At 54.0% G+C, this 21070-nt stretch carries 15 protein-coding genes and 1 pseudogene; 2 read left to right on the forward strand and 14 right to left on the reverse strand.

Going from position 1 to position 21070, the window contains the following annotated elements:
* Nucleotides 1-958 precede the first annotated feature (958 nt).
* From NSQ73_RS23850 to NSQ73_RS23880, 7 genes are all read right to left on the reverse strand, one after another.
* Entirely contained in the window at nt 959-1957 is a 999-nt protein-coding gene (locus NSQ73_RS23850) for an SGNH/GDSL hydrolase family protein (RefSeq protein WP_340988438.1), read from the reverse strand.
* Entirely contained in the window at nt 1954-3375 is a 1422-nt protein-coding gene (locus NSQ73_RS23855) for an FAD-dependent oxidoreductase (RefSeq protein ID WP_445669601.1), read from the reverse strand. The genes NSQ73_RS23850 and NSQ73_RS23855 overlap by 4 nt, the downstream gene beginning before the upstream one ends.
* 28 nt (nt 3376-3403) lie before the next feature.
* Nucleotides 3404-4414, reverse strand: coding sequence for a glycoside hydrolase family 130 protein (locus NSQ73_RS23860; RefSeq protein ID WP_340988439.1), 1011 nt, complete (start codon nt 4412-4414; stop codon nt 3404-3406).
* 36 nt (nt 4415-4450) lie between these two features.
* Nucleotides 4451-5353, reverse strand: coding sequence for a carbohydrate ABC transporter permease (locus tag NSQ73_RS23865; RefSeq protein WP_042134873.1), 903 nt, complete (start codon nt 5351-5353; stop codon nt 4451-4453).
* 13 nt (nt 5354-5366) lie between these two features.
* Nucleotides 5367-6266 carry a carbohydrate ABC transporter permease gene (locus NSQ73_RS23870; RefSeq protein ID WP_171718783.1) on the reverse strand — a complete coding sequence of 300 codons (900 nt, stop codon included), beginning with the start codon at nt 6264-6266 and terminating at the stop codon, nt 5367-5369.
* Nucleotides 6267-6335: 69 nt separating this feature from the next.
* A complete protein-coding gene (locus NSQ73_RS23875; RefSeq protein WP_340988440.1) occupies nt 6336-7757 on the reverse strand; it encodes an ABC transporter substrate-binding protein in 1422 nt (473 codons plus the stop codon).
* Between the two features lie 132 nt (nt 7758-7889).
* Nucleotides 7890-9125, reverse strand: a complete 1236-nt coding sequence (locus NSQ73_RS23880; protein ID WP_340988441.1) for a glycoside hydrolase family 130 protein — start codon at nt 9123-9125, stop codon at nt 7890-7892.
* A gap of 231 nt (nt 9126-9356) precedes the next feature.
* Here NSQ73_RS23880 and NSQ73_RS23885 point away from each other — a divergent pair, with 231 nt between their 5' ends.
* Entirely contained in the window at nt 9357-10862 is a 1506-nt protein-coding gene (locus tag NSQ73_RS23885; protein ID WP_340988442.1) for an FAD-dependent oxidoreductase, read from the forward strand.
* Here NSQ73_RS23885 and NSQ73_RS23890 read toward each other — a convergent pair.
* From NSQ73_RS23890 to NSQ73_RS23915, 6 genes are all read right to left on the reverse strand, one after another.
* Nucleotides 10859-11701, reverse strand: a complete 843-nt coding sequence (locus NSQ73_RS23890) for an AraC family transcriptional regulator (RefSeq protein ID WP_340988443.1) — start codon at nt 11699-11701, stop codon at nt 10859-10861. The genes NSQ73_RS23885 and NSQ73_RS23890 overlap by 4 nt on opposite strands.
* Complete coding sequence (locus tag NSQ73_RS23895; RefSeq protein WP_340988444.1) at nt 11698-13335, reverse strand: response regulator; 1638 nt, start codon at nt 13333-13335, stop codon at nt 11698-11700. Before NSQ73_RS23895 ends, NSQ73_RS23890 begins: the two co-directional genes overlap by 4 nt.
* Nucleotides 13325-15079, reverse strand: a complete 1755-nt coding sequence (locus tag NSQ73_RS23900; RefSeq protein WP_340988445.1) for a cache domain-containing sensor histidine kinase — start codon at nt 15077-15079, stop codon at nt 13325-13327. Before NSQ73_RS23900 ends, NSQ73_RS23895 begins: the two co-directional genes overlap by 11 nt.
* Before the next feature lie 964 nt (nt 15080-16043).
* Complete coding sequence (locus tag NSQ73_RS23905; protein ID WP_340988446.1) at nt 16044-16199, reverse strand: hypothetical protein; 156 nt, start codon at nt 16197-16199, stop codon at nt 16044-16046.
* A 322-nt stretch (nt 16200-16521) separates the two neighbouring features.
* The gene (locus NSQ73_RS23910; RefSeq protein WP_340988447.1) at nt 16522-17190 is read right to left on the reverse strand and encodes an SGNH/GDSL hydrolase family protein; all 669 of its coding nucleotides are present in this window, start codon (nt 17188-17190) and stop codon (nt 16522-16524) included.
* Between the two features lie 55 nt (nt 17191-17245).
* Complete coding sequence (locus NSQ73_RS23915; protein WP_340988448.1) at nt 17246-18856, reverse strand: GAF domain-containing hybrid sensor histidine kinase/response regulator; 1611 nt, start codon at nt 18854-18856, stop codon at nt 17246-17248.
* A 299-nt stretch (nt 18857-19155) separates the two neighbouring features.
* On the opposite strand from NSQ73_RS23915, the pseudogene NSQ73_RS23920 reads away from it, so the two are divergent.
* Nucleotides 19156-19461: pseudogene (locus NSQ73_RS23920) on the forward strand (aldo/keto reductase); the annotation flags it as partial.
* 154 nt (nt 19462-19615) lie between these two features.
* Here NSQ73_RS23920 and NSQ73_RS23925 read toward each other — a convergent pair.
* On the reverse strand, nt 19616-21010 hold the full coding sequence (locus tag NSQ73_RS23925) for a helix-turn-helix domain-containing protein (RefSeq protein ID WP_340988449.1): 1395 nt from the start codon (nt 21008-21010) through the stop codon (nt 19616-19618).
* Between the last annotated feature and the right edge of the window lie 60 nt (nt 21011-21070).

Genomic DNA, 21070 nt, shown 5'->3' on the forward strand with positions numbered 1-21070 from the left:
GACAGTCTAATACATTATTTTCTCAGTCTGCAACTTTATTTGCCGAGTCTAACACTTTATTTTTCAGTCTAGAACTTTATTATCTTTTGACACCGGTAATCTCACTAATGCATCGATAGTCAACGTACCAGTAATCACACTTACGCAACGATAGTCACTCTAACGCACTGATTCTTACTCTAGCACGCCACTCATCACTCTTGCATACCGACAATCACTCCTAACGGTGCGTCAGGTGATTTCGGGGTGGGGCTTATCGGGTGCGAATATTCGCAGTGAGTGCTTGGCGGGCCTTGTAGAGTGCCGATGTTCGCAGAGTGCTTGGCGGCTCATCAAGCCAGCCTGCCCGCCGGCAACGCGGACTGAGATTCCGTTATTCGGGCAGATCAGGCAGATTTGCCGGCTAAGCGGACTCAGATTCCGTTAAGTGAGCAAATTCACCGGATTCGTGGCCCGAATCTACAAGATAAGCGATTCTCAGTCCGCCTCAGCCTCATAAAGTGGCTTTTGGGAGATATAGCGTCCTCTCAGTCCGCTTCACTGGCAGGTGTGAGTGATCAGCAATTGTTCAAGCAACAAACGGTATAATTGCCTTAACAAGGACAAAATCTATTCGATTTTTCGCATACATTGGGCCCAATTACCTTCGCAGTAGCACATTGTGTTCGGTTTTTCGCATACATTAGGCCTGATTACCTTCGCGATAGCACATTGTGTTCGATTTTTCGCGTACATTAGCCAACCTTTGGCCCGCTTACCAGGAGATTCAATGGGATTACGGATCTGCTCCTAATTCCAAGGGACTTATTTGACCACAACTGACATATATCAGAATTTCCTATACAACAGGAAAGGCAGCAGCCACCCCTTAACCGGGATGGCTGCTGCCTTTTTATAGTTGTCTTTCACCTGCTGTTATACTCGCCCAATGAATCCGCTCAGGCGCTCCATCGCCTGGCTACACCCGCCCCACCTGAAGCGCTGCCGCCAGCCTGCTGCCGAAACGGCTTCCCAGCAGCTCGTAGCCTTCGGCTCCCGGATGCAGGCCATCCGTGAGCAGCTCCCCATCTTCCGGGCCGAACCATTCCAGGCCATCCAGGTAATGCAGATGGCGGTCTCCCCGCTCCTGCAGCAGCTTCACTGTCTCTACGATCTGCCGGCGCATCAGCGGCAGGGTGAACCCGAGCTTGTTCTCCTCCGTCTCCCGCTCCGTCCCGTAGATCGGAGAGATGACGGCCAGCGGCGTCTCCTTGTGCTTCTCACGGATGGTCTCCAGCATGCCGATCAGCAGCGGCTTGAACATCCGCGGGCTGGAAGCTGCTGCACCGTATATATTGACTCCGACGCACAAGGTAATCAGTTCAGCCGGCAAATCCCGGATCAGCCGGCCCGCCATCGGCTCCATCAGGCAGTTGCCCGAGAAGCCGAGATTGGTCAGATGATAGCCGCACTCCCCGGCGGCAATGACCGGCCAGGTGCGCGAAGGGCTGGACGCTGCCACACACTGGGTGATGGAGCTTCCATAGGTGATCCACCTTGGCCGGTGATCCGGCAGCGGTTCAGCAGCCGCCTCATCTTCGATCCGCAAGCCGCTCAGTGTAATGCCGGTATTCTGCGGCAGATAGACTTCCAGATCCTTCATACCGGGCGGAAGCCCGGTGAATAAGGCTTCCGTGCCGCCCGCAGCAAGTCGGAGCTTCTGGAACAGCACGCCGCCAATAAGACAGTCCAGTGCGGCAGCCTCCGCAAGCGGACTGAACGACAAGGCCAGTGCCTTGGAGCCGGTGGCCAGCCGCAGCCGGATACCGGAGCAGATTTCCGCCTTGCCATCGATCCCGTCCGGCGGATACAACTCATAATCCCGGTAAGGAATACGCCAGGGCTTGATCCCCTCCTCCCGGTGCTCCAGTGAAACTGCGCCGTGGAACCACTCATCCGTCAGAGGAAGGTTCTTCAATGCCCTTCCCCTGCTTCCCTGCTGTCCGCCGCCCCGGTGCCCGGAACGAACCCCTCCCCGAGCCATACATCCTGATCCAGCAGACGCTGCTGAAGCTCAGGGATCGAGATGCTGCGGGAATCCGCGCCATCCCGGAGCGCCAGCGATGCTGCCGTTCCGCAGGCCTGGCCCATCGAGAAGCAGTTCGGCATCACCCGCAGGGAGCCTTGAACCGCCCGGTCCGAGGACACGGAGCGTCCGGCCACCCACAGGTTGAGGATGCCTACCGGAAGCATGACCCTGTAGGGCACACCGTGGGAGACTCCCGGCGGCAGATGATTGAAGGTCATATCACTCTTGCTGGTAGCCAGGTGGATATCAATGTAATAGGCATTGCGGGCAATATCATCCGGGAAGGAACGCGCCGCAATGAAGTCGTCTACGGTCAGCATGTAATCGCCCTGAATCCGCCGCGTCTCCCGGATGCCAAGCTGCTCACCGCTCGCCACCAGATGTGCCGCCCCGAAGCCCGGCACATACTTGCGGAAGAATTCCAGTTGCCGCAGCACGGTCCGGCGGCCTTCGATGGCTCCGCGCGTAAGCTCCTCGGCCTTCGTTCCGTCTACCCCGAACACATGGCCGAAGTTGACCCCGACCAGATAATCACTCACCCAGGCCAGGCCGGAAATGGACTTGCGGCCTTCCGGCAGTGCCCCTTCAGCCATAGCCTGCTCAACCGTCCGGTGCAGCTGCCCCGTATCCCCCGTTTCTTCCAGGAACCGGCTGAACTCCTTGCGGTCTACATTTGCCAGCAGATAACACATGCTGCCCGGCTGAAGCTCTCCTTCCCCGCCGCCTTTCTGGAACGGAACGCCCGACAGGGCAGCGATATCCCCGTCACCCGTGCAGTCGATAATATACCGGCAGCGGATGAAGGACCGACCCGATTTATTGACAATAATCACGCCCTCGATACTCTGTCCATCCGGGGCCAGCACAACATCGTAGACAAAGGTATGGAACAGCGGCGTCACACCGCTCTCAAGAATGGCATCGTCATAGACACGCTTAAGCACCTCAGGATCAATCGGCACCCAGTCCAGCATTTCGCGGTATTCCTCCTGATAGCCGGGATCGCAGGCCTGCTTCATCCGCTCCATCAGCTTCAGGCCGAGGCCGCGGATAATCGGCTTGACCTTGTCCGTGTAGGGACAGAAGGCAGGCACAAGCGCTACAGTCCCCATGCCGCCAAAATAACCCCGCTGCTCCACGATCATGGTGCTTGCACCGCCTTCGGCAGCGGAGATGGCGGCAGCAATGCCCGCCGCCCCGCCGCCGATCACCAGCACATCTACCTCACGGGAGACCGGCACAGCTGCAGATGGCAGAGTAATCTGTCCGTAATCCATATCTCCGTAATTCATATGTTCCTGATTCATAATCGTCCTCCTTGTAAGGCCGGTTTAGTTATTCAGTCCCCTTCTCCAGACACAGCCGGAGCAGGTCATCTACATGCGCAGTCGCCAGGCATTCCACCGTATCCGCAGCACCGTAATAAATTTTGACCTCCCCGGAATCCTCCAGGATCATCCCGCCGGGAAAAATCACATCGTTGCGGAACCCGCCCGAGGTCTCATACAGCGCCTCCGGTGCCAGCATCGGCGCTGCCGCCCGGCCGATGATCCGGCCCGGATCTTCAAGATCAAGCAGCATAATCCCGGCGGTATAGCGCTTCTTCCAGCTGTCTTCCCAGCCGTTCTTGCCCCGGCTGCGGTCAAGATCCACGGCATGGAATGTCGTCAGCCAGCCCTTGTCCGTCTTAACGGGAGGGGCGCCGGGACCCACCTTGTCATTGGCATACGCCACATTCTCGACAGCCAGCAGCAGCTTGTGACTCCCCCAATACTTCAGGTCCGGGGAATCACTCATCCACATGTCAAAGCGGTCCAGTCCTCCCCGGCTGTAGACCGGCAGCGGACGCTCAAGCCTGACATATTTGCCGCCGATCTTCTCCGGGAACAGTACCATATTGCGGTTATCCGGCAGCGACAGGCTCAGCACCTCGAAGGAGCGGAAATCGTCCGTCACGGCGATCCCGCCGCGCAGGCCGTGAAGCGTATCGACCGCGAAGCACAGATAGCAGCGTTCGCCAATCACGGTCAGGCGCGGATCATACACCCGGACCACTTCCTCATCATGCCAGGACCAGCACGGCTCCGGCTGCACCTCCCAGCTTACTCCGTCGTCGCTGAAGGCGAGTCCCAGATTCGTTGTATGGTGGGGAGCGACGATTCCCTTGCTCTGATCCCCGTAGTCATTGCGGAATACCATTACATATCTGCCCTTGAATTTCGTCACTCCGGCGTTGAATACCATGGCCGGCCCGTACGGGACATCCGCAGGCTTCAGAATGGGGTTAAGCGGATGCCGGACCATCACCGGACTTGAGGTAAGTGTTCCTATCGTCAGATCGTTCATTATGGAAGATTCTCCTTTGCACATATAAGATTATAGCTACCCTTTCACCGAACCGGCCGTAACCTGAATGAATGTCTTGTTCGCCAGAATATATGCCAGCAGCATCGGCAGAATGGACAGGCAGGCCCCGGCCATCATCAGATGGATCTGCATCGCGGCCGAGGAGCCGTAGCGGAGATTCGCCAGCCCGACAGTCAGCGTCTGCAGCTTCGGATTGGTCATGGTGAATACCAGCGGCAGGATGTATTCGTTCCACGAATGGCGGAAGGCGAATAGTCCGGCAACCCCCAGTCCTGGAGTCAGCAGCGGAAGAATGATGCGGAAGAAGGTGCGGATGAAGCCGGAGCCATCGACCATAGCAGCTTCATCCAGCTCACGGGGGATCGCTTTGAAGAAGCCCTGCAGCATGAAGAAGGTGCTGGAATGGGCACTGACCAGAATCAGAATGACTCCCCACAGCGTCGTATTCAGATGCAGCGCAACCATCAGATCGAACTGCGGGCGCAGCACAATCGCACCAACCGAGATGAACATCATGGACGCCTGCACCGTGACATATATCCGTTTGCCGGGGAACTCACGCCGGTCCACCACATAGGCGGCCATCGAGGCTACCAGCAGCGTCCCCACCGTAACCATTACACTCATAAAAGCACTGTTCCAGGTATAGCGGGCGAAGTTGGCCTGTTTCCAGGCTTCCGCATAGTTGGCGAATTGCAGCTTCGCCGGAAGCAGGCTGCCGCCGGTCATCATTTCTGCCCCTGTCTTCAGCGAGCCTGCCAGCGTCATCAGCAGCGGAAACAAGGTCAGGAGCGCTGTTGCCAGCAGGAACAGCCACATCACCGTCCGGACCGCTATTCTTCCGGCATGGCCGCCGGGCTCCCGGGGGACGGACTGCTTCAGCCCGGCCGGCTGCTTGGATATCACATGTTCGTTCATTTGAATCAACCTCCTAATACACCTTGTTCATTTTGCGGCTGAAGAAGAAATACAGTCCGGTAACCGCTCCGACAATCACGGCGGAGGCGAAGCCCACGGCACTGCCGTAGCCCAGCTGCTGCGCTACCGGCGAACCGGTGGATACAGGGAACAACAGCTTGTAGAGATAGAGATACATGACCTCGGTTTTGCCGATCGGTCCGCCTTCTGTAATGACCATGATGCTCTCATAGCCCTTCAGGGAAGCGATAATCGCCAGCATAATGACCATCTGGGCAACCGGAGCCAGCATCGGAAGCGTAATATTCCAGAAGCGTCTTCCGGCGTTCGCCCCGTCAATGGCCGCGCTCTCGTACAGATCCTGCGGAATACTCTGCAGCCCGGCGAGAAAGAGCAGCATATAGTTGCCGACCGCACCCCAGACCGCCACGATGATAACCGTCAGCATCGCATGCTTCGGACCCAGCCAGTCGACCGGCGCTGAGACCAGGTGCAGCTTCATCAGAACTGTGTTAACCATCCCGTTATAGGAATTGAAGATGTTATAAAAAACAACGGAGATCACTGCCGTACTGATCACGGTCGGCATGAAATAGATGCCCCGGAGCAGACTCACCCCGCGCAGTTTGCCATTCAAAATAACCGCCAGCAGCAGGGACAGAGGCAGGGTCAGCAGCAGCTTGCCTCCGGCAAAGACGAAGGTATTGCGGACTGACTCCCAGAACAGGCCGTCCCGCAGCAGCCGGCGGAAATTGTCCAGCCCGATGAACAGTGCCTCGCCATATCCGGCATAATCATAGAACATATAGCGCAGCATCCAGAACAGCGGATAGATGCCAAGAGTAATCGTCAGAATAATGCTTGGCGCAAGGAACAGGGAGTTCTCCCCAAGCCTTCTCCATTTGTAAATCATATGTGGTCCTCCTTCGGGGAAAGCAAAGGGGCTGCGCCGGGAATCCCGTACAAGCCCCTTCCTAACCTGTTATTCTCCCTGCGGTTTCAGCGGATCAAAGGCAGGGTCCGGCGTAACGGTAACCTCGCCCTTCTCTACCGCTTTGGTCAAGGCGGCATTGTATCTTGTGTTCAAATCTTCAGTAATGGCCTTGGCGTCTCCGCCTGCAAGGATATATTTGAAGAAAGCATCCGCATAGGTAGAGCCCTCAGGAGTAACACTTGGCACTGCGGGCCAGAGAGAGTCATGCTCGCCGACCAGGAAGCCTTCCATGCCGTTAATTTCAGGGTTTTTGGCCTGTTCCACAATGGTTGGCACTACGGCAATCCCGAAGCCTTTCTCATGATAAGTCTTCAGAATATCGTCACCGTACATGTATTGCATGAATTTCCAGGCAGCCTCCTGATGCGCCGATTTGGCACTGATCCCGAGCCAGGTACCGGCGGACACGATTTCAGAGGTTCCTTTAATCTGTCCATCCAGTGTTGGAGCCAGGGCACCTGCCCAGTTGATTTCAGTCGGGAACTGGTCCTGATACACCCCCGGCTCTGTCGAGAAGGAGAGGTACATCCCGATTTTGCCTGCCGCAAACTGGGCGCGCAGCGGGTCGATGTCCAGTGTCTCTGCACCTGGCAGAATGCTGCCGTCTTCATACATCTGCTTGAAGTACTCGATGGTCTGCGAATAAGGTGCGAAATCAAACTGCCCTGTCTTCAGGTCAAAGCCGAGTCCCTGATAGCCGCTCAAGGACAGAATCTCCCGGATCGAACGGTCAAAAGCCGATTTCGGACTTTTGAAGTTCAGCGCGAAGCCATACACACCTTCTCCCTTCCCCTGCTCGGTAATTCTCTTGGCATCATCGACCATTTCCTGCAGCGATACCGGAGGATTGTCAATACCCGCTTTAGCAAAAAGGTCCTTGTTATAGATCAGGCGCAAGGTGAGGCCGGTATTAGCTAATGAGTACACCTTGCCGTCAAAACGGTTAACATTGTCGATGATTACGCTGCCGAATTTCGTTTTGATGTCATCGGTAAGATAACCGTCAATCGGTGCCAGATATCCTTTTTTGACAAATTCGGCTGTATTGCCGCTCTTCAGACGGAGCAGATCCGGTGCCTGATTGCTGGTAAAAGCGATATCCACGCTCTGCGCGTAGTTCTCGGACATCACCGTCAGCTCCACCTGGATATTCTCGCCGTTCGTCTCATTGAACTTGTTGATCAGCTCTTTGATATATTCCTGGTCATGACGGTCGTCCGTCCAGTATTTAAGCTGTACAGGCTCGCTTGCGGCAGTATTGCCGCCAGCAGCAGCCGTTGCTGCTGGAACTGCCGTACCCGCTTCAGGTGCTTCAGTTGCCGCACCCTTGTTGCTGTTCCCGCCGCCGCAGCCTGCGATTCCTGCCGCCAGCATAAGGCTCAAGCTGAGACCCAACCATTTTTTCTGCATACGTTCTACCCCTTTGATTAACATTTGTATTGTGAGCTCGTTCTCATTATAAGCCCCCTCCCCCGCAAAAGGAGTGCGGCAGTCTCACTCTCTAGGGACAGAAATCCATGGTTCTTAGCTGCTGAAGCTTCCTTATCCGGTCAGGTTCCCGTTCTCATCGTATTTCCGGATATACGCCAGCAATTCTTCAAAATTAACCCACGATATCCCCGCCTTCTGATCTGCCGCGCCATAAGACATGATTAAATCCTCGCCCAAGACAATGCCTCCGGTCGTAAACAGGCAGGGTGTCGGATAATCCTCCGGCATTTCCCAATCCCGCTCGGCATACATCAGACGCTCAGAGCAACGGTGAATAACAGCCGGGAAATCATTCTCCTGCTCCCTGAGGATCATGAAGGATTGCGTGTACCCGAACTGTACATTTTTCTTCGCGTGATAGGGTACCAGCCACTCTCTATTCCCCAAGGCTATCGGCGGCCAGCTTGCACCCACCCGGTTCTCCTCCCAGTCAAAGACCGGATAAGCCAGAAGCCGATGGGCCGCTTTGGGCGAGGCTAAATCCGCTATGGATTCCGCTGCTGCCATATAAATCGATGGCTTACCCGCCTGCTCTCCCCCTTCAAAGGGAAGGACATTCATCGGCCGGTGCAGCATCAGATATTGCATTTTACCGGCGATCCTCATTTTCCGGGGAAATAAGAACACATCACGGTTATCGCTGACATGTCCCTCAGTGAGCGGACCTACATACTGAAAAGCGCTTTCATATTCACCCTGCTTCAGCTTATCCAGATTAAGCTTGTAGAGCACACTGACGGTGTCATTGGCCCGGGCCGATTGAATGAACGGGTCTGCCTCATCTCCGGTAAAAATCCAATCGGGAACATATTCAAACCGCGTCTGCACCGGAGGCTGCTGACTGCTGAGCCAATAGGGGCCAGGGGGAAACGGCCGGCAGGCCACCGTGACGTATAACTCCTCTTCGACATAAAAGATACGCGGGTCCTCCACACAGCCATTGGCATAATTCCGCACTTCATTTCCGTAAATATCCGTGATGTACAGCTCGTGCTCCTCATACCCCAGTGCGGGCGCCAGAGCGGGTCTAGAGAAGTCTGCCTCCCAGGTTTCTCCCGCATCCCTGCTGCACGCATAACCCAGAAAAATCGGATACGGATCATGACAGCCCTCTCTTCTTTTGTGCGTCCATGGTCCGGTGGCCCGGAATAGCATATGGATTTCATCAGAATCAGGGTCTTGAATAATAGCCGGATTCAACACCATTTTATCCGCCCAGTCACAGCCTGGTACAGGCTCAAGCGCCGGTTTGTCCAAATAGCGGAATTTCGGTTTCTTCGGTTTCATAGTTTCATAGTTCCTCCTGTTATACATCATAGGATAAGGGCGTTTCCCGTTTTTCAGGAATCACCTTATCATACGAAACCCCTGATTTCAAAAGCCTTTTGCTCTAAAAACAGCTTCCGGATGAAAACAGTAAGATCCGTCAAATCAAAAAGGAAGATCCATCATTCCCGCCTGGCCGGCCAGCGGTTATGATAATTTCTGCAGGTGAAATCAGGTATTAGGAGGCATACTATGAACCGGGAACAAGTGTATGATATTGTCATTTACGGCGGAACCGCTGCAGGGATTACAGCTGCTGTCCAAGCCGCAAACATGGGCAAAACCGTGGTGGTAATCGAGCAGGGACAGCGTATTGGGGGCTTGACCAGCGGAGGTCTGGGAGATACGGATGTGGGAATGAAGCAAGCGGTCGGCGGCCTGGCCCTGGAATTCTACCGGCGGATAGCCCGGAAATATAATCAGGACGGGGCACGCTGGCTGTTCGAACCCAAAGTGGCGCTCAAAGTACTGCAGGACCTGGTGGCCGAACATCCTATCGAAGTCGTCTGCGGAGACAGGCTTGAGCTTCAGGGCGGGGTAGCCAGACAAGGCACCACAATCACCTCTATCCGCATGGAATCGGGGAACATCTATAGGGGCAGGATGTTTATTGACGCTACGTATGAAGGCGATCTGATGGGCAAATCGGGTGTATCCTATACTGTCGGCCGGGAGCCGAATTCAGCTTACGGAGAGACACTAAACGGTATTCAGCCCGGCGACGAGCTAAACGAGCTTCCAGCCGGTATTGATCCCTATATCATTAAAGGAGTACCTTCAAGCGGCTTGCTTCCGCGTGTCAATGCTACCCGCGGCGGCGGCATCGGTGACGGTGACAACAAGCTTCAGGCATATAACTTCCGCATGTGCCTGACGGACAATCCCGGCAACCGCCTGGAGATTGGAAAGCCTGAGGGGTATAACGAGGCCGATTATGAAATTCTGTTCCGGGCCATTGAGCAGGGACAGCGCTCCCGTTTCTTCAAATTAAACCGGGTTACTGCAGAGAAGACGGACTCCAATAACAATAGCGGCATTTCAACGGATTACAATGGAATGAACCATTGCTATGCGGAGGCGGATTATCCGGCAAGAGAAGCAATATGGGAGGCCCACCGCATCTATCAGCAAGGTTATGTCTGGACTCTGCAGAATCATCCGCGGGTGCCGGAGGACATCCGGGCGGTCTACAAGCCGTGGGGGCTGCCGCTTGATGAATTCACGGACAGCGGCCACTGGACGCCCCAATTATATATCAGGGAATCCCGCAGAATGATCGGCGATTATGTGGTTACTGAGCATGATGTCAGACTGGACAACCCGGTGCCCGATTCCATCGGAATGGGCTCCTTCGCCATGGACTCGCACCACACCCAAAATTATGTGAACGAAGACGGTCATGTAAGCACAGAGGGCGGATTCTATGTGAGGCTGGCTGCGCCTTACCCGATCAGCTACCGGGCGGTTGTGCCGAAACGGACGGAATGCACCAATCTGATCGTACCGGTATGTGTATCTGCTACCCATGCAGCCTACGGCTCGATCCGTATGGAGCCGGTCTTCATGATCCTGGGGCAATCGGCTGCTGCGGCTGCCGCGCTGGCGCTTGATGCGGACGGGATTGTTCAGAATGTAGAGGTGGAGAAGCTGCATTCCATCCTGCTTCAAGAAAATCAGGTTTTGTATACAGACGTCTAATCTGTGCATCCCTCCGGATGGAACCGGAACCCGAATTTGCGCCGGTATTCTCCCGGAGAATGTTCAAAGTGTCCCCGAAACATCCGGCAGAAATGGGCATAGCTCTGGAAGCCCGTTTTGTCGGCAATCTGTTCAAGCGTCAGACCACTGTACAGCACCTGCTGCTGCGCAAGCTTCAGTCTGACGCTGATACAGTAGGCGAACATGGATTGGCCAAAAGAAGCCTTGAACAGATAGGAGCAGCGGGACACACTTAACCCGGCCGAGGCCGATATCTGCTCCAGGCTAAGCGGTTCATGGGCATGGTTGTCTATGAATAACTTAAGCTTGTACGCGGTATCCGCTCCCTTGGTGCGCGGACTGACCCCAATCACATGCTCCAGGGTCAGGCAAAACGTTCTCAGAAGATAGTCCATGATCTCGTCCAGGTTTTGCATCATTTTTCTCTTCTCGCTGATGATATGCTTCCATAGCGTAAGCACCGTATCGTCAAAACCGATATTCGTTCTTACGGGCAGGCTTGTGTTAGCCCACCACGAGTCCAGCCACTCCCCCTTGCCGGCCAGGAAATAGTCCGAAGCAGGCTGAGTCTCACCCGATGCTGTTAGGTTTCGGGGCTGAACGTTTAGTCCGTAGGGCTGACCGGGAGGATAAATGAGCAGGTCTCCGGGGATGATGGTCTCGTAATTGCCCGCCACCAGCGCCCGGCAGGTACCTTCCGCCTGAAACCGGAACAGATAGTAGGTCAGCCCCTCTTCGTACTTAACGGAGTGGGGCTTCGTGTGTGCGAAATAATTAGCATAAATGACGCCGGAACGATGCGGATCTGGCTTCGTCATCGGTAAGGTTTCTCCTCCGGACGGTCAGGATGATAGCCTGCCCTGAATTCCGAAGGTGTCTGCCCGGTGATCTTCTTGAACATTTCGCTGAAATACCGCCGCTCCTCGTAACCTGCTGCAAGGGCGACCTCCTGCACCGGCATCCCTTCTACCAGCAGCGCTTTGGCCTTCTGGATCTTCTCCATGGTCACATACTGGGTGACCGTCATACCGGTCACCTTCTTGAAAAGACTGGAGTAGTAGCTCGCGCTGAGATGGACGTGAGCGGCGCAATCCCCTACCGTTATATCCTCAGAGAGATGGCTCTGAATATAATCGAGTGAGGCATAGATGACCTTCTGCCCCTCGGACAGGCTGTTCTTGCGCACCAGTGCGGCCCCTTCCACGCATAACTCCAGCAGCTGCCGCTGCAGAGAGGCCAGCGGCAGTCCGGCTGTTCCCTGAACAGCCCTGAATCTCTGGATCAGCGGCTGGATATCCGCATACGGAATCAGCTCATAGAAGCTCCGGATCGCCGAGGCAGCCAGCTCATCGTATAAGCTGAGCAGATAATCCGGATTCTGCCGGGAGACAAGACTCTGGAGGCCCATCGAGATATCCTCCAGAATAGCCTCTGCCTTGCCGGCATTGCCGGAGCGCAGCGCCAGCAGCAGCTCGTCCTTGTATTCCAGGGACAGCGGCTCCTGGCTGCCGGCCGGGAGAATATCGTCATAGCGGATGGCTGCATTGCCTTCTGTGAACAGATGATAGGCCAGCGCCCGGTTGGCCTGCAGATAGGAATCAGGCAGCTCACTCGTCTCCTCCACCCTGCCTCCGACCCCGACCGATACGGTGAACTTGGTGTAGCGTTCAATATTCCGGCAGCAGCGTTCCGCAATCTCCACTGCACTGACCGCGCTGCAATCATTCATAACCGCCAGATAGCGGTTATGTCTGGCGCGGAAGACTACGCAGCGCGCATATTCGGCAATCGTCTCCTGCGTGATATTGAGCAGCGAGAAGCGGATCAGCTCCACCTCGCGGATGGACAGCTCGGCTGCCCGCTCCTGAAAGTGATCGATCTCAAGCAGCATTACCACAAACCCCTGCGGGTTCAGATCGATATTCAGGAATTCCCAGCGGGCCGCCGCCTGCTCCCAGGCTGTACGGTGGCTGACCAGCAGGGCGAAATATTCCTGCCGCAGCACCGGCAGACTTTCCCGCAATCTTTTTTCCATCTCCCGCAGGGTAAGCAGCTTCGACCGTTCTTCCATAATCTCCGCCTTCGCCCGCAGCACCGCCGTCATAATATCCTCTCCCGTAAACGGCTTGACGACGAAGTCAAAAGCACCAAGCTGGACAGCCTGCTGCGCATATTCAAAATCGGCATAGCCGCTGATCAGAATCACCTTACAGTCCCGGTGGCGTTCCAGCACGGCCCGCAGCATGGACAGTCCATCCATCCTCGGCATCCGTATATCCGTAATGACAAGATCCGGGCGCAGCTCCGAGATCATGTCCAGCCCATCCTCCCCGTTGGCTGCCGTACCCGCCACCCGGATACCCTGCTCCGCCCAATTCATGCAGGTGAGTCCTGCGACTACGCTTTTGATATCGTCTATAATGCACAAGCTGATCACACCATTATCGTCCATCCTGATGCTCCTCTCTCTTGGGTAAAGAAATGATGACCGCCGTTCCCCTGCCTGGCCCGCTGTCTACCCGGAACGCCGCACTGTCCCCGTAATACAGCTGCAGCCTGCGGATCAGATTGGACACGGCATACCCCTTATCCGATTCCCGCCAGAACAGCGCACGGACCTGATCCTCCTCCATGCCTGCTCCATTGTCGCGGATCGTAAGGCACCAGCGTTCTCCCTCGTCCAGTATTTCTATACCGATTACGCCTCCGCTCTCCAGATCGCGGAACCCATGCAGGATGCTGTTCTCCACCAGCGGCTGCAGCAGAATGCGCGGAATAGGGAGTGTATTCAGCGCTTCATCCTCTACGTGGATTTCATAACGGAACAACCCTTCATAGCAGCTGCACTGCAGCTCCAGATACTGGCGGACATGCTCCAGCTCCTTGGACAGCGTGGTGATTTCCTGCCCCTTATTCAGCCCCAGCTGAAACAGCCGGGACAGTGACACTACCATTCGCTGCGACTGCTCCACCTGCTTCAGATTCAGCTTCCAGTAGATCGTATTCAGCGTGTTGTACAGGAAGTGGGGGTCCATCTGCGCCGACAGCGCCTTGATCTCCGCCGAGCGTTTATTCGTCTCTGCCTCGGTGACTTCACCGATCAGCACTACGATCTGCTCCAGCATCCGGTTGAACCGGATACCGACCTGAGCCAGCTCATCCCCGCTGCTGCTCTCGAACCGGGCGGTCAGATCGTTGCTTTCCACCTTTTTCATCACCTTCATCAGCCCCTGCAGCGGCCTCAGCAGATAACGGGTAAATGCGCCGGATACCATCATTGTGACCGTAAAGGCGGCGAGGGCCACCACCACAAGCATCCACTTGACATAGATCATATCCTTCAGCACGCTGGCTTTGGACTGGATTGTGGTCATCGTCCAATCTGCGATGCCCAGATGGGCATAGTTCAGCAGATAGGATTCACCGCCCAGCCTGAACGTATTGCTGAGATCCCGGCTGCTGCTGATCCTACCGGTCAGATGACTGCCCTCCACCGCCTGCCGGACCAGCGGGTCCTTCACAGAATACACAGGCTCACCTGAAGCGTTCAGCAGGAAGCTGTGCGCCCCGCCCCCGGTACCTCCGCTTACCAGCTTGCGGAAGCCGTCTTCGCGGATATTGACTACGATATAGACACCGCTGACCGGAGTATCGAATATGGGCTCCAGAATCAGTGAGATCACCCGATCCTTGCCGGAGAACAGCATATCCTCATGGCCCTCGACCCACAGGTTCTTCTTCTCCTGTTCAATGCGCTCATATAGAAACGTATCCTTGAATTCCGTCAGCCGGTTGCGGTTCATCGACGACGGGTAGAACTCCCCGATCGGCGTGGACACATAGATGGATTGAATCAGCGGCTCGGCAATCCGCGCCTGCGAGAAAACGTTATCAAGATCATTCAGATGGGTATAATATCTGCCTGTGTCCCCGGAGACGACATCCCTCATCATATCGTGAAAAGGCTGGCTGATCATAAAGGTCATCATAATCAGTGTCAGCTTGTTCAGCTTCTCGTCGATGATCTGTGCCGATTTGACGACGGTATCCTGGGTGAGCTTCAGCGCATTCTTCTCCAGGATCGCCGCCGAGATGGAATAGGACAGTCCACCGGTCATCAGCACAGAGAGGAGAATCACGGCCAGGAATGCGGTTTTTAATTTACTGCGGAACGATTGCTTCCGGAAATAGTCCAAGTTCTTCACGCCTTCCTCTGTACATGCCTGCTCTTCGATTATGTCACCCGGACCCGGGGCCGGGCAATAAGCGGCTTAAGATACAGTGAAATCACCGTATGCGGAGCATGAATTTACCGTATGTACAAGGAGAGGGCGCCAATTCCCCCGCTCCAACATAATTCGAGGGGATTTTCCTCCGCTCCAACCCGATTCGAGGGGATTGTTCCCGCTCATTCCACCAGTTCCCCGTCCCAGCCGGATTCAGAGGGATTCCTTTCTCTCCTTTCGCCAGGCAGCCTCTTTCCTGAAAAATAAAGTCGAAGTTGGCACCCTAATGGATGAGGCCTTAATGGACGAGCCTTTATGGCTGAAGCGGATTTGCAAGTTACCATTTCCCGCACGTTCTCTCCGAGTGCTCGGCGGTGCTTATCTAGATCGAATCATAGCTCATCTGCCCGGACCATCAGCTAATCTAACGGACTGAAAATCTGCTATTTGCCCAAATCCGGCAGATTTGCTGGCTAAGCGGACTCAGATTCTGTTAATGGGCCCGCCGCAGCCCGTTTTACGCCCAAATGAACAAAATAGCTGATTCTCAGTCCGCTTCACTCTGCTCGTTACGCTCACCTGCTCCAGCACTTAGCAGCCAGTAGACAGCAGACAGTAGCCAGTAACCATGAGCCAGCAACCAGGAACCAGCAATCAACAAGCAACAGCCAGCGCCCAGTAGCCAATAACCAACAAGCAACAAGCAACTAGCAACTAGCAACTAGCAACTAGCAACTAGCAACTAGCAACAGCTTATTTCGCCAGCCTCTGCCCGGCAAAAAAAAAATTACCCGGAAGGCAAATCAAGCTGGAGCTTATGGAGCTTATGGAGTTGATGGAGCCTGTGCAGCTTAAGTAGATTAAGGCCACCCATGCCACTCCAGACAGACTAGTTCCGGGCAGCCTCCGGTGAAATCAAGCGCACTTTTGGTCCTCATTCCCGCTTGCCGCCGCTTTCGGCGGATTCAGGGGCACTTTTGCCCCTCATTCCCGCCTGCTGCCCGCTCTCTGCAGATTCAAGCGCACTTTTGCCCCTCATTCCCGCCTGCCGCCCGCTTTCGGCGGATTCAGGGGCACTAATGCTCCTCATTTCCTCCTGCTGCCTGCTTTCGGTGGCTTCAGAAGGATTTATCCCTTTGACTGGCAGATCCGCTCCACATCCCAATGAAACTTATCCGCAACAGACGAAACTCATGTTTCCCTACAGTAACCTAACCAAAAAGCCCGCTTGTTCCGGTAACATCCCCGGCTTCAAACAGGCTCCTTACTTTTACTTTACTTTTACTTTGCTTTTACTTTGCTTTTGCTTTTACACTTGCTCTTACTCTTACTTTTGCCTTTACTGGTGTTACTCTTATTTCTGTTGTCACTGTAATCCGAATTTATCTAAGAAGAGCTGAGAATGGGCTGGCTTACCCTTGCAGAATCCCGCTCTGCCCCACAATTCTCAGCCACTCTGCAGCGATCAGATCATGCCCGGCCGCCGTTGGATGCACACCGTCCCAGACCCAGTATACGGCATCCGTTCTTGCTGCGGCCGCCTCAAAAACGTCCTGAAGCGGTATATGCACAGCCTCGAACTCCTCCGCAAGGCTGCGGACAACCTCCTGATAATGAGTCAGGAGCTTCAGCCATTCCGGCCAATTCACTGCCGGTGCCCCTACCTTCAGGAGAAAGGGCTCGCAGAGTACAAGCCGGGTCTGCGGCAGCACTTCGCGTGTCTCTTCCAGCACATGGCGGTAAGCACGTTCGAAGCGGTCCGTGATGCCGCCCGGGTCGCCCATCATCGTTCTCCAGATATCATTAACCCCGACCAGGATACTGAGCACATCCGGCTGCAGATAAATCGCATCCTCGTTCCAGCGCGCATACAGATCGGAGATCCGGTCTCCGCTCACCCCGCGGTTATGGAATACCGGCCGCAGCTCCGCCAGCTCATTGCCTAATTTGCTGCCAACTATGTATGCATAGCCGTGCCCGAGGATATGGTTAAGATCATTGCCCCGGTCACGGTTGCCATCTGTAATGGAATCCCCTTGAAACAGAAATACCTTGTTAGCTCCGGAAATGGATATAGACATGTATACTCACCTTTCGCCTTATAATTTGATTCAATTATATCAGGAGAATGCGCAATTAGGATTCCGGCTTACTGTGCTTCAGCAAAGCCAATATGTTATTGAGCAGATGCACCTTGCGGATGGGCTTGATAATGATGGAGGCGAACTGCGCTTTGGTCTCCTCGTCCAGATTCGTTCCCAGGGGAGCAAGCAGAATTATGGGCAGCTTCCTGTCCGGAGCAAGCTGACGCATTTGCTTGGCAATCTCTGTAGCCTCTGTGCCCTCAATATCCTTGTCCATAAGGATCAGATCATAATCGTTGTTAGCTGCCAAAAAGTCCATTGCCTGCTTGGCAGTCTCGGCGGAAGTAACTGCCACACTCCAGTCCTCTAGTACCGAAGAGATGACATGCAGACTGGTCTGATTATCATCAACAACCAGGATTTTAATTGCGTCAAGCACATCTTTCTCGAAGGGAATCGAGGGCAGGCTTGTATATTTTTCGAGATACAGAGTGACCTCCAGCTTCGTCCCTACCCCTTCCCGGCTCTCAACGGAGATCTCTCCCCCCATCAGCTCCACCAGCTGTCTGCAGATTGCCAGTCCCAGTCCGGTGCCTCCGTAATGATGAAGCTCGCTGCTCTGGTGAACCTGGGTATATTTGTTGAACAGCAGCTTCAGCTTGTCTTCCGCAATACCTATTCCAGAATCCTGCACCGTAATCCTTATCCCTATTTCTTCACCGCGGACAGGCAACGATTTCAGCTCGATAAGGATTTCCCCGGCGTGGGTGAACTTCAGGGCGTTGCTTACTATATTCATGATGATCTGGCGTACCTTGGGGGCATCACCCAGAACATACAGGGGAATTTCCGAATCCACATTCAGAATGACTTCCAGATTTTTCTCAAAAGCCTTGGTGGAGAACAAATAGACGCTCTCCTCCAGTGCGGTAATAATATCAAACGGTTCCTTTTCAATGACCAGCTTGCCCGCTTCCATCTTGCTGAAATCCAGAACATCATTCAGAAATTGCAGCAGCTTGGCATTACTCGACTCAATGATCTCCATGTAATACTGCTGCTGCTCGTCCATTTCAGTCGTCATCATCAGATCGGTCATGCCGATAATGCCGTTCATCGGGGTGCGGATTTCATGACTGAGCATGGCAAACAGGTCCAGCTTGGATTGGCTCTGCCGTTCTATGAATTCAACTTTTCGTTCCAAATTCATAATATAGGTGAAAAAATAGGCCATGGCGCTTATTATATCCAGGTCTTCCTTCGTATGCAGGCCGGCTGCAGGGTCCATCAGACAGATCGTCCCCACAGCCTCCCCTTGCTCCGTGATCAGAGGAACGCCAATGAACGAGTGTATGCCCCGTGTATGTATAAATTCAAGGGCAGTGGAGCCGGGATGATTATGCGTGTCAGCGACCAGTGTCGGCTTATTGTCATTAAGAATAACCAGACTGCGAATAGGATCAAGAAGGGCGAAATTGTCCTCCTCCTTCATGATAGGCGCTTCCCGGTTGAAGGTCCGCAGCAGGGGAACCAAGCCTAAACCGTGAATCGTAATCATAATCGTATTTGACGTAAAAATCTGGCTTAGCAGTTCAATCATCCGGTCTGCAGCATCCTCTAAATTGCAAATGACCGGACTCCGGGTATTCATCTTCTCCATCATCTTTCTAGAACTCCATTCCAAAATCCATATTTAACTATTTTACTTATTTTTAATTTCCACACTGTATTAACTTTGCCCGTTATTCCTATTTGTCACCGTTCATCTTGTACTGCCCGATTGTCCAGTCAGAGCCGGCATTATAAGCCATTGGGATAAGTTAGAAAGGAAACTCTCTATGTTCTTACTCTTAATTAAGAGGATATGTTACGATCAACTGGACTGGTCCTCATCATAACAGAAAAAACACAGAGACAACCTAAAAAAGTGCACAAAAAAACTATGAAAGGAATGGGAAGAAGATGAAATACAGAAAAATGGGCAATACAGGACTTAAAGTCAGTGAAATCCGCCTGGGCAGCTGGTTTACTTATGGCACGGCGGCGGAACAGAAGGCGGCAGATGCATGTGTTGCCAAAGCTTTTGAATGCGGTATCAATTTCTTTGATACAGCTAATGCCTATAACTGCGGTGAAGGTGAAAAAGCAGTCGGCGCCGCCCTGCGCTCCTATACACGGTCGGATTATGTGCTTAGCACCAAGGTGTTTTTCCCGATGGGCGATGGTGTGAATGACCGCAGGTGGCTGATTTTGCACCTGCAAGATAAGACCTGCGGGAGGAGAAAATGTCATATTGTGTTCTTATACGACATAGCCCGCCCTGCAATTCCATTTGCAGCAAATACCTGCACTTAAAAGCACCGTCCGCGAATTGGGACGGTGCTTTACTATAGTTGCAAGCTTATAGCGGATAATATTCCTCTTACAATTTGCCTGCCGGAGCGAGGTGTCTGCTGGCATGGGCAGTCTGTACTTTATTGATCAGCTGCTTATAATCCTCTTGCTGCGCAGCCGAAGCCTGCGGCCGATATTGTTCAAACAATCGCACACAGCGGATCACACAGGTCTCGCTGCCCAGTTCCGCCGAAGCCTCCAGGCTTAGGAATAAGTAGCGGAATCCCTGCTCCTGCTCTCCGGCACGCAGGTAATATCCCGCCAGCTCATAGAGCAATTCCGCGTATTTATCCCGCAGGTCCGCTCCCGGCTTGCCATGCCCCGGGGCAGGCCACTCCTGCTCTACCTGCGGCAGGAACCGCCCGATCAGCTCATCCACATTCCAGTGAAACCGGTTGGCTGCCTGAACGGCCTTCAGCATTCCGGGGAGCAGGCCGGTGCCGCCCGTGCCGATATACTCCACATAGTTATGAAGCACTTCCAAATCTCCGCACATTAAACGGAACAGATAAGTATTAACTATTGCCTGACTGCTGAAATACTCTTTAATTTGCCGGACTTCCTCTGAATCTTCCACAATCCAGTCCATTTCTGAATATAAAGTTACATAATGCAAAGCACGCTCATATTCGCCGCGCCCGTCACATACCACGGACTGCAGCCAGTAGGCGTATAAAATATAGAAGCATAGCGGCTTCGGAGGTTCCTTCAGCTCTTTCTGCTTTCTGACTTTGTGATGCTTAATCTCATATTGAATCGCTGTCTTACGGTACAGCTCTTCGGCCAGCAGCCATACCTTATCCCAGTACTGCAATGACAGATAGACATCAGCCAGCTGCTGCAACGCACCTAATTGATCGCTCTCATCCAGCCGCTCCACGAAATATTCGAACCGCGTGGCTGCCCGGAAGTCCGCCTCCCGGTTCTGGCCGACCCTAATGGTGAACAGCCGGTACTGGCATAAGGCCAGACGCTCCGAATGCTGGTATTTCTCACTGTCGGCAACGCCCTCATAGAGCAGAGCCGCCGCCTGATAGTTTCCTTGCCCGTAGAATTGCTCCGCTGTATCAAACAGCACAGGGGCATATGTAATATTGTCCATTATAATAAGGACGACCTGCCGGATACACTCCAGTTTGTTCAGCTCCGCGCAGCGGTGGAGGAACGGGCCCAAACGCCGCCAGTCGGGTGTGGAATGAATGACACATTCATCTATATAGAGTTCGTAGAACGCCCCTTCAGCCAGCCCCATCCCGGAGGTAATCCGGTCCAGCTGCTGCATGGCAATGGGACGGTTGCCGTTAATAATACTGCTCAGTGTTCCGGAGTTAACGCCGGATACCCCTGCGAATTGATTAATCGTCATTCCTTCATTTCTTAGGAAAGCGGCCAGCTCCGCTTGAATTGTAGTCTTATGATGCAAACCAATACCGCCCCTCAAAAAACCATATATTCGAATATTAATCCAGATATTCCTATATAA

This window comes from Paenibacillus sp. FSL R10-2736 (assembly GCF_038000245.1).
GTDB classification, from domain to species: domain Bacteria; phylum Bacillota; class Bacilli; order Paenibacillales; family Paenibacillaceae; genus Paenibacillus_AQ; species Paenibacillus_AQ phytohabitans.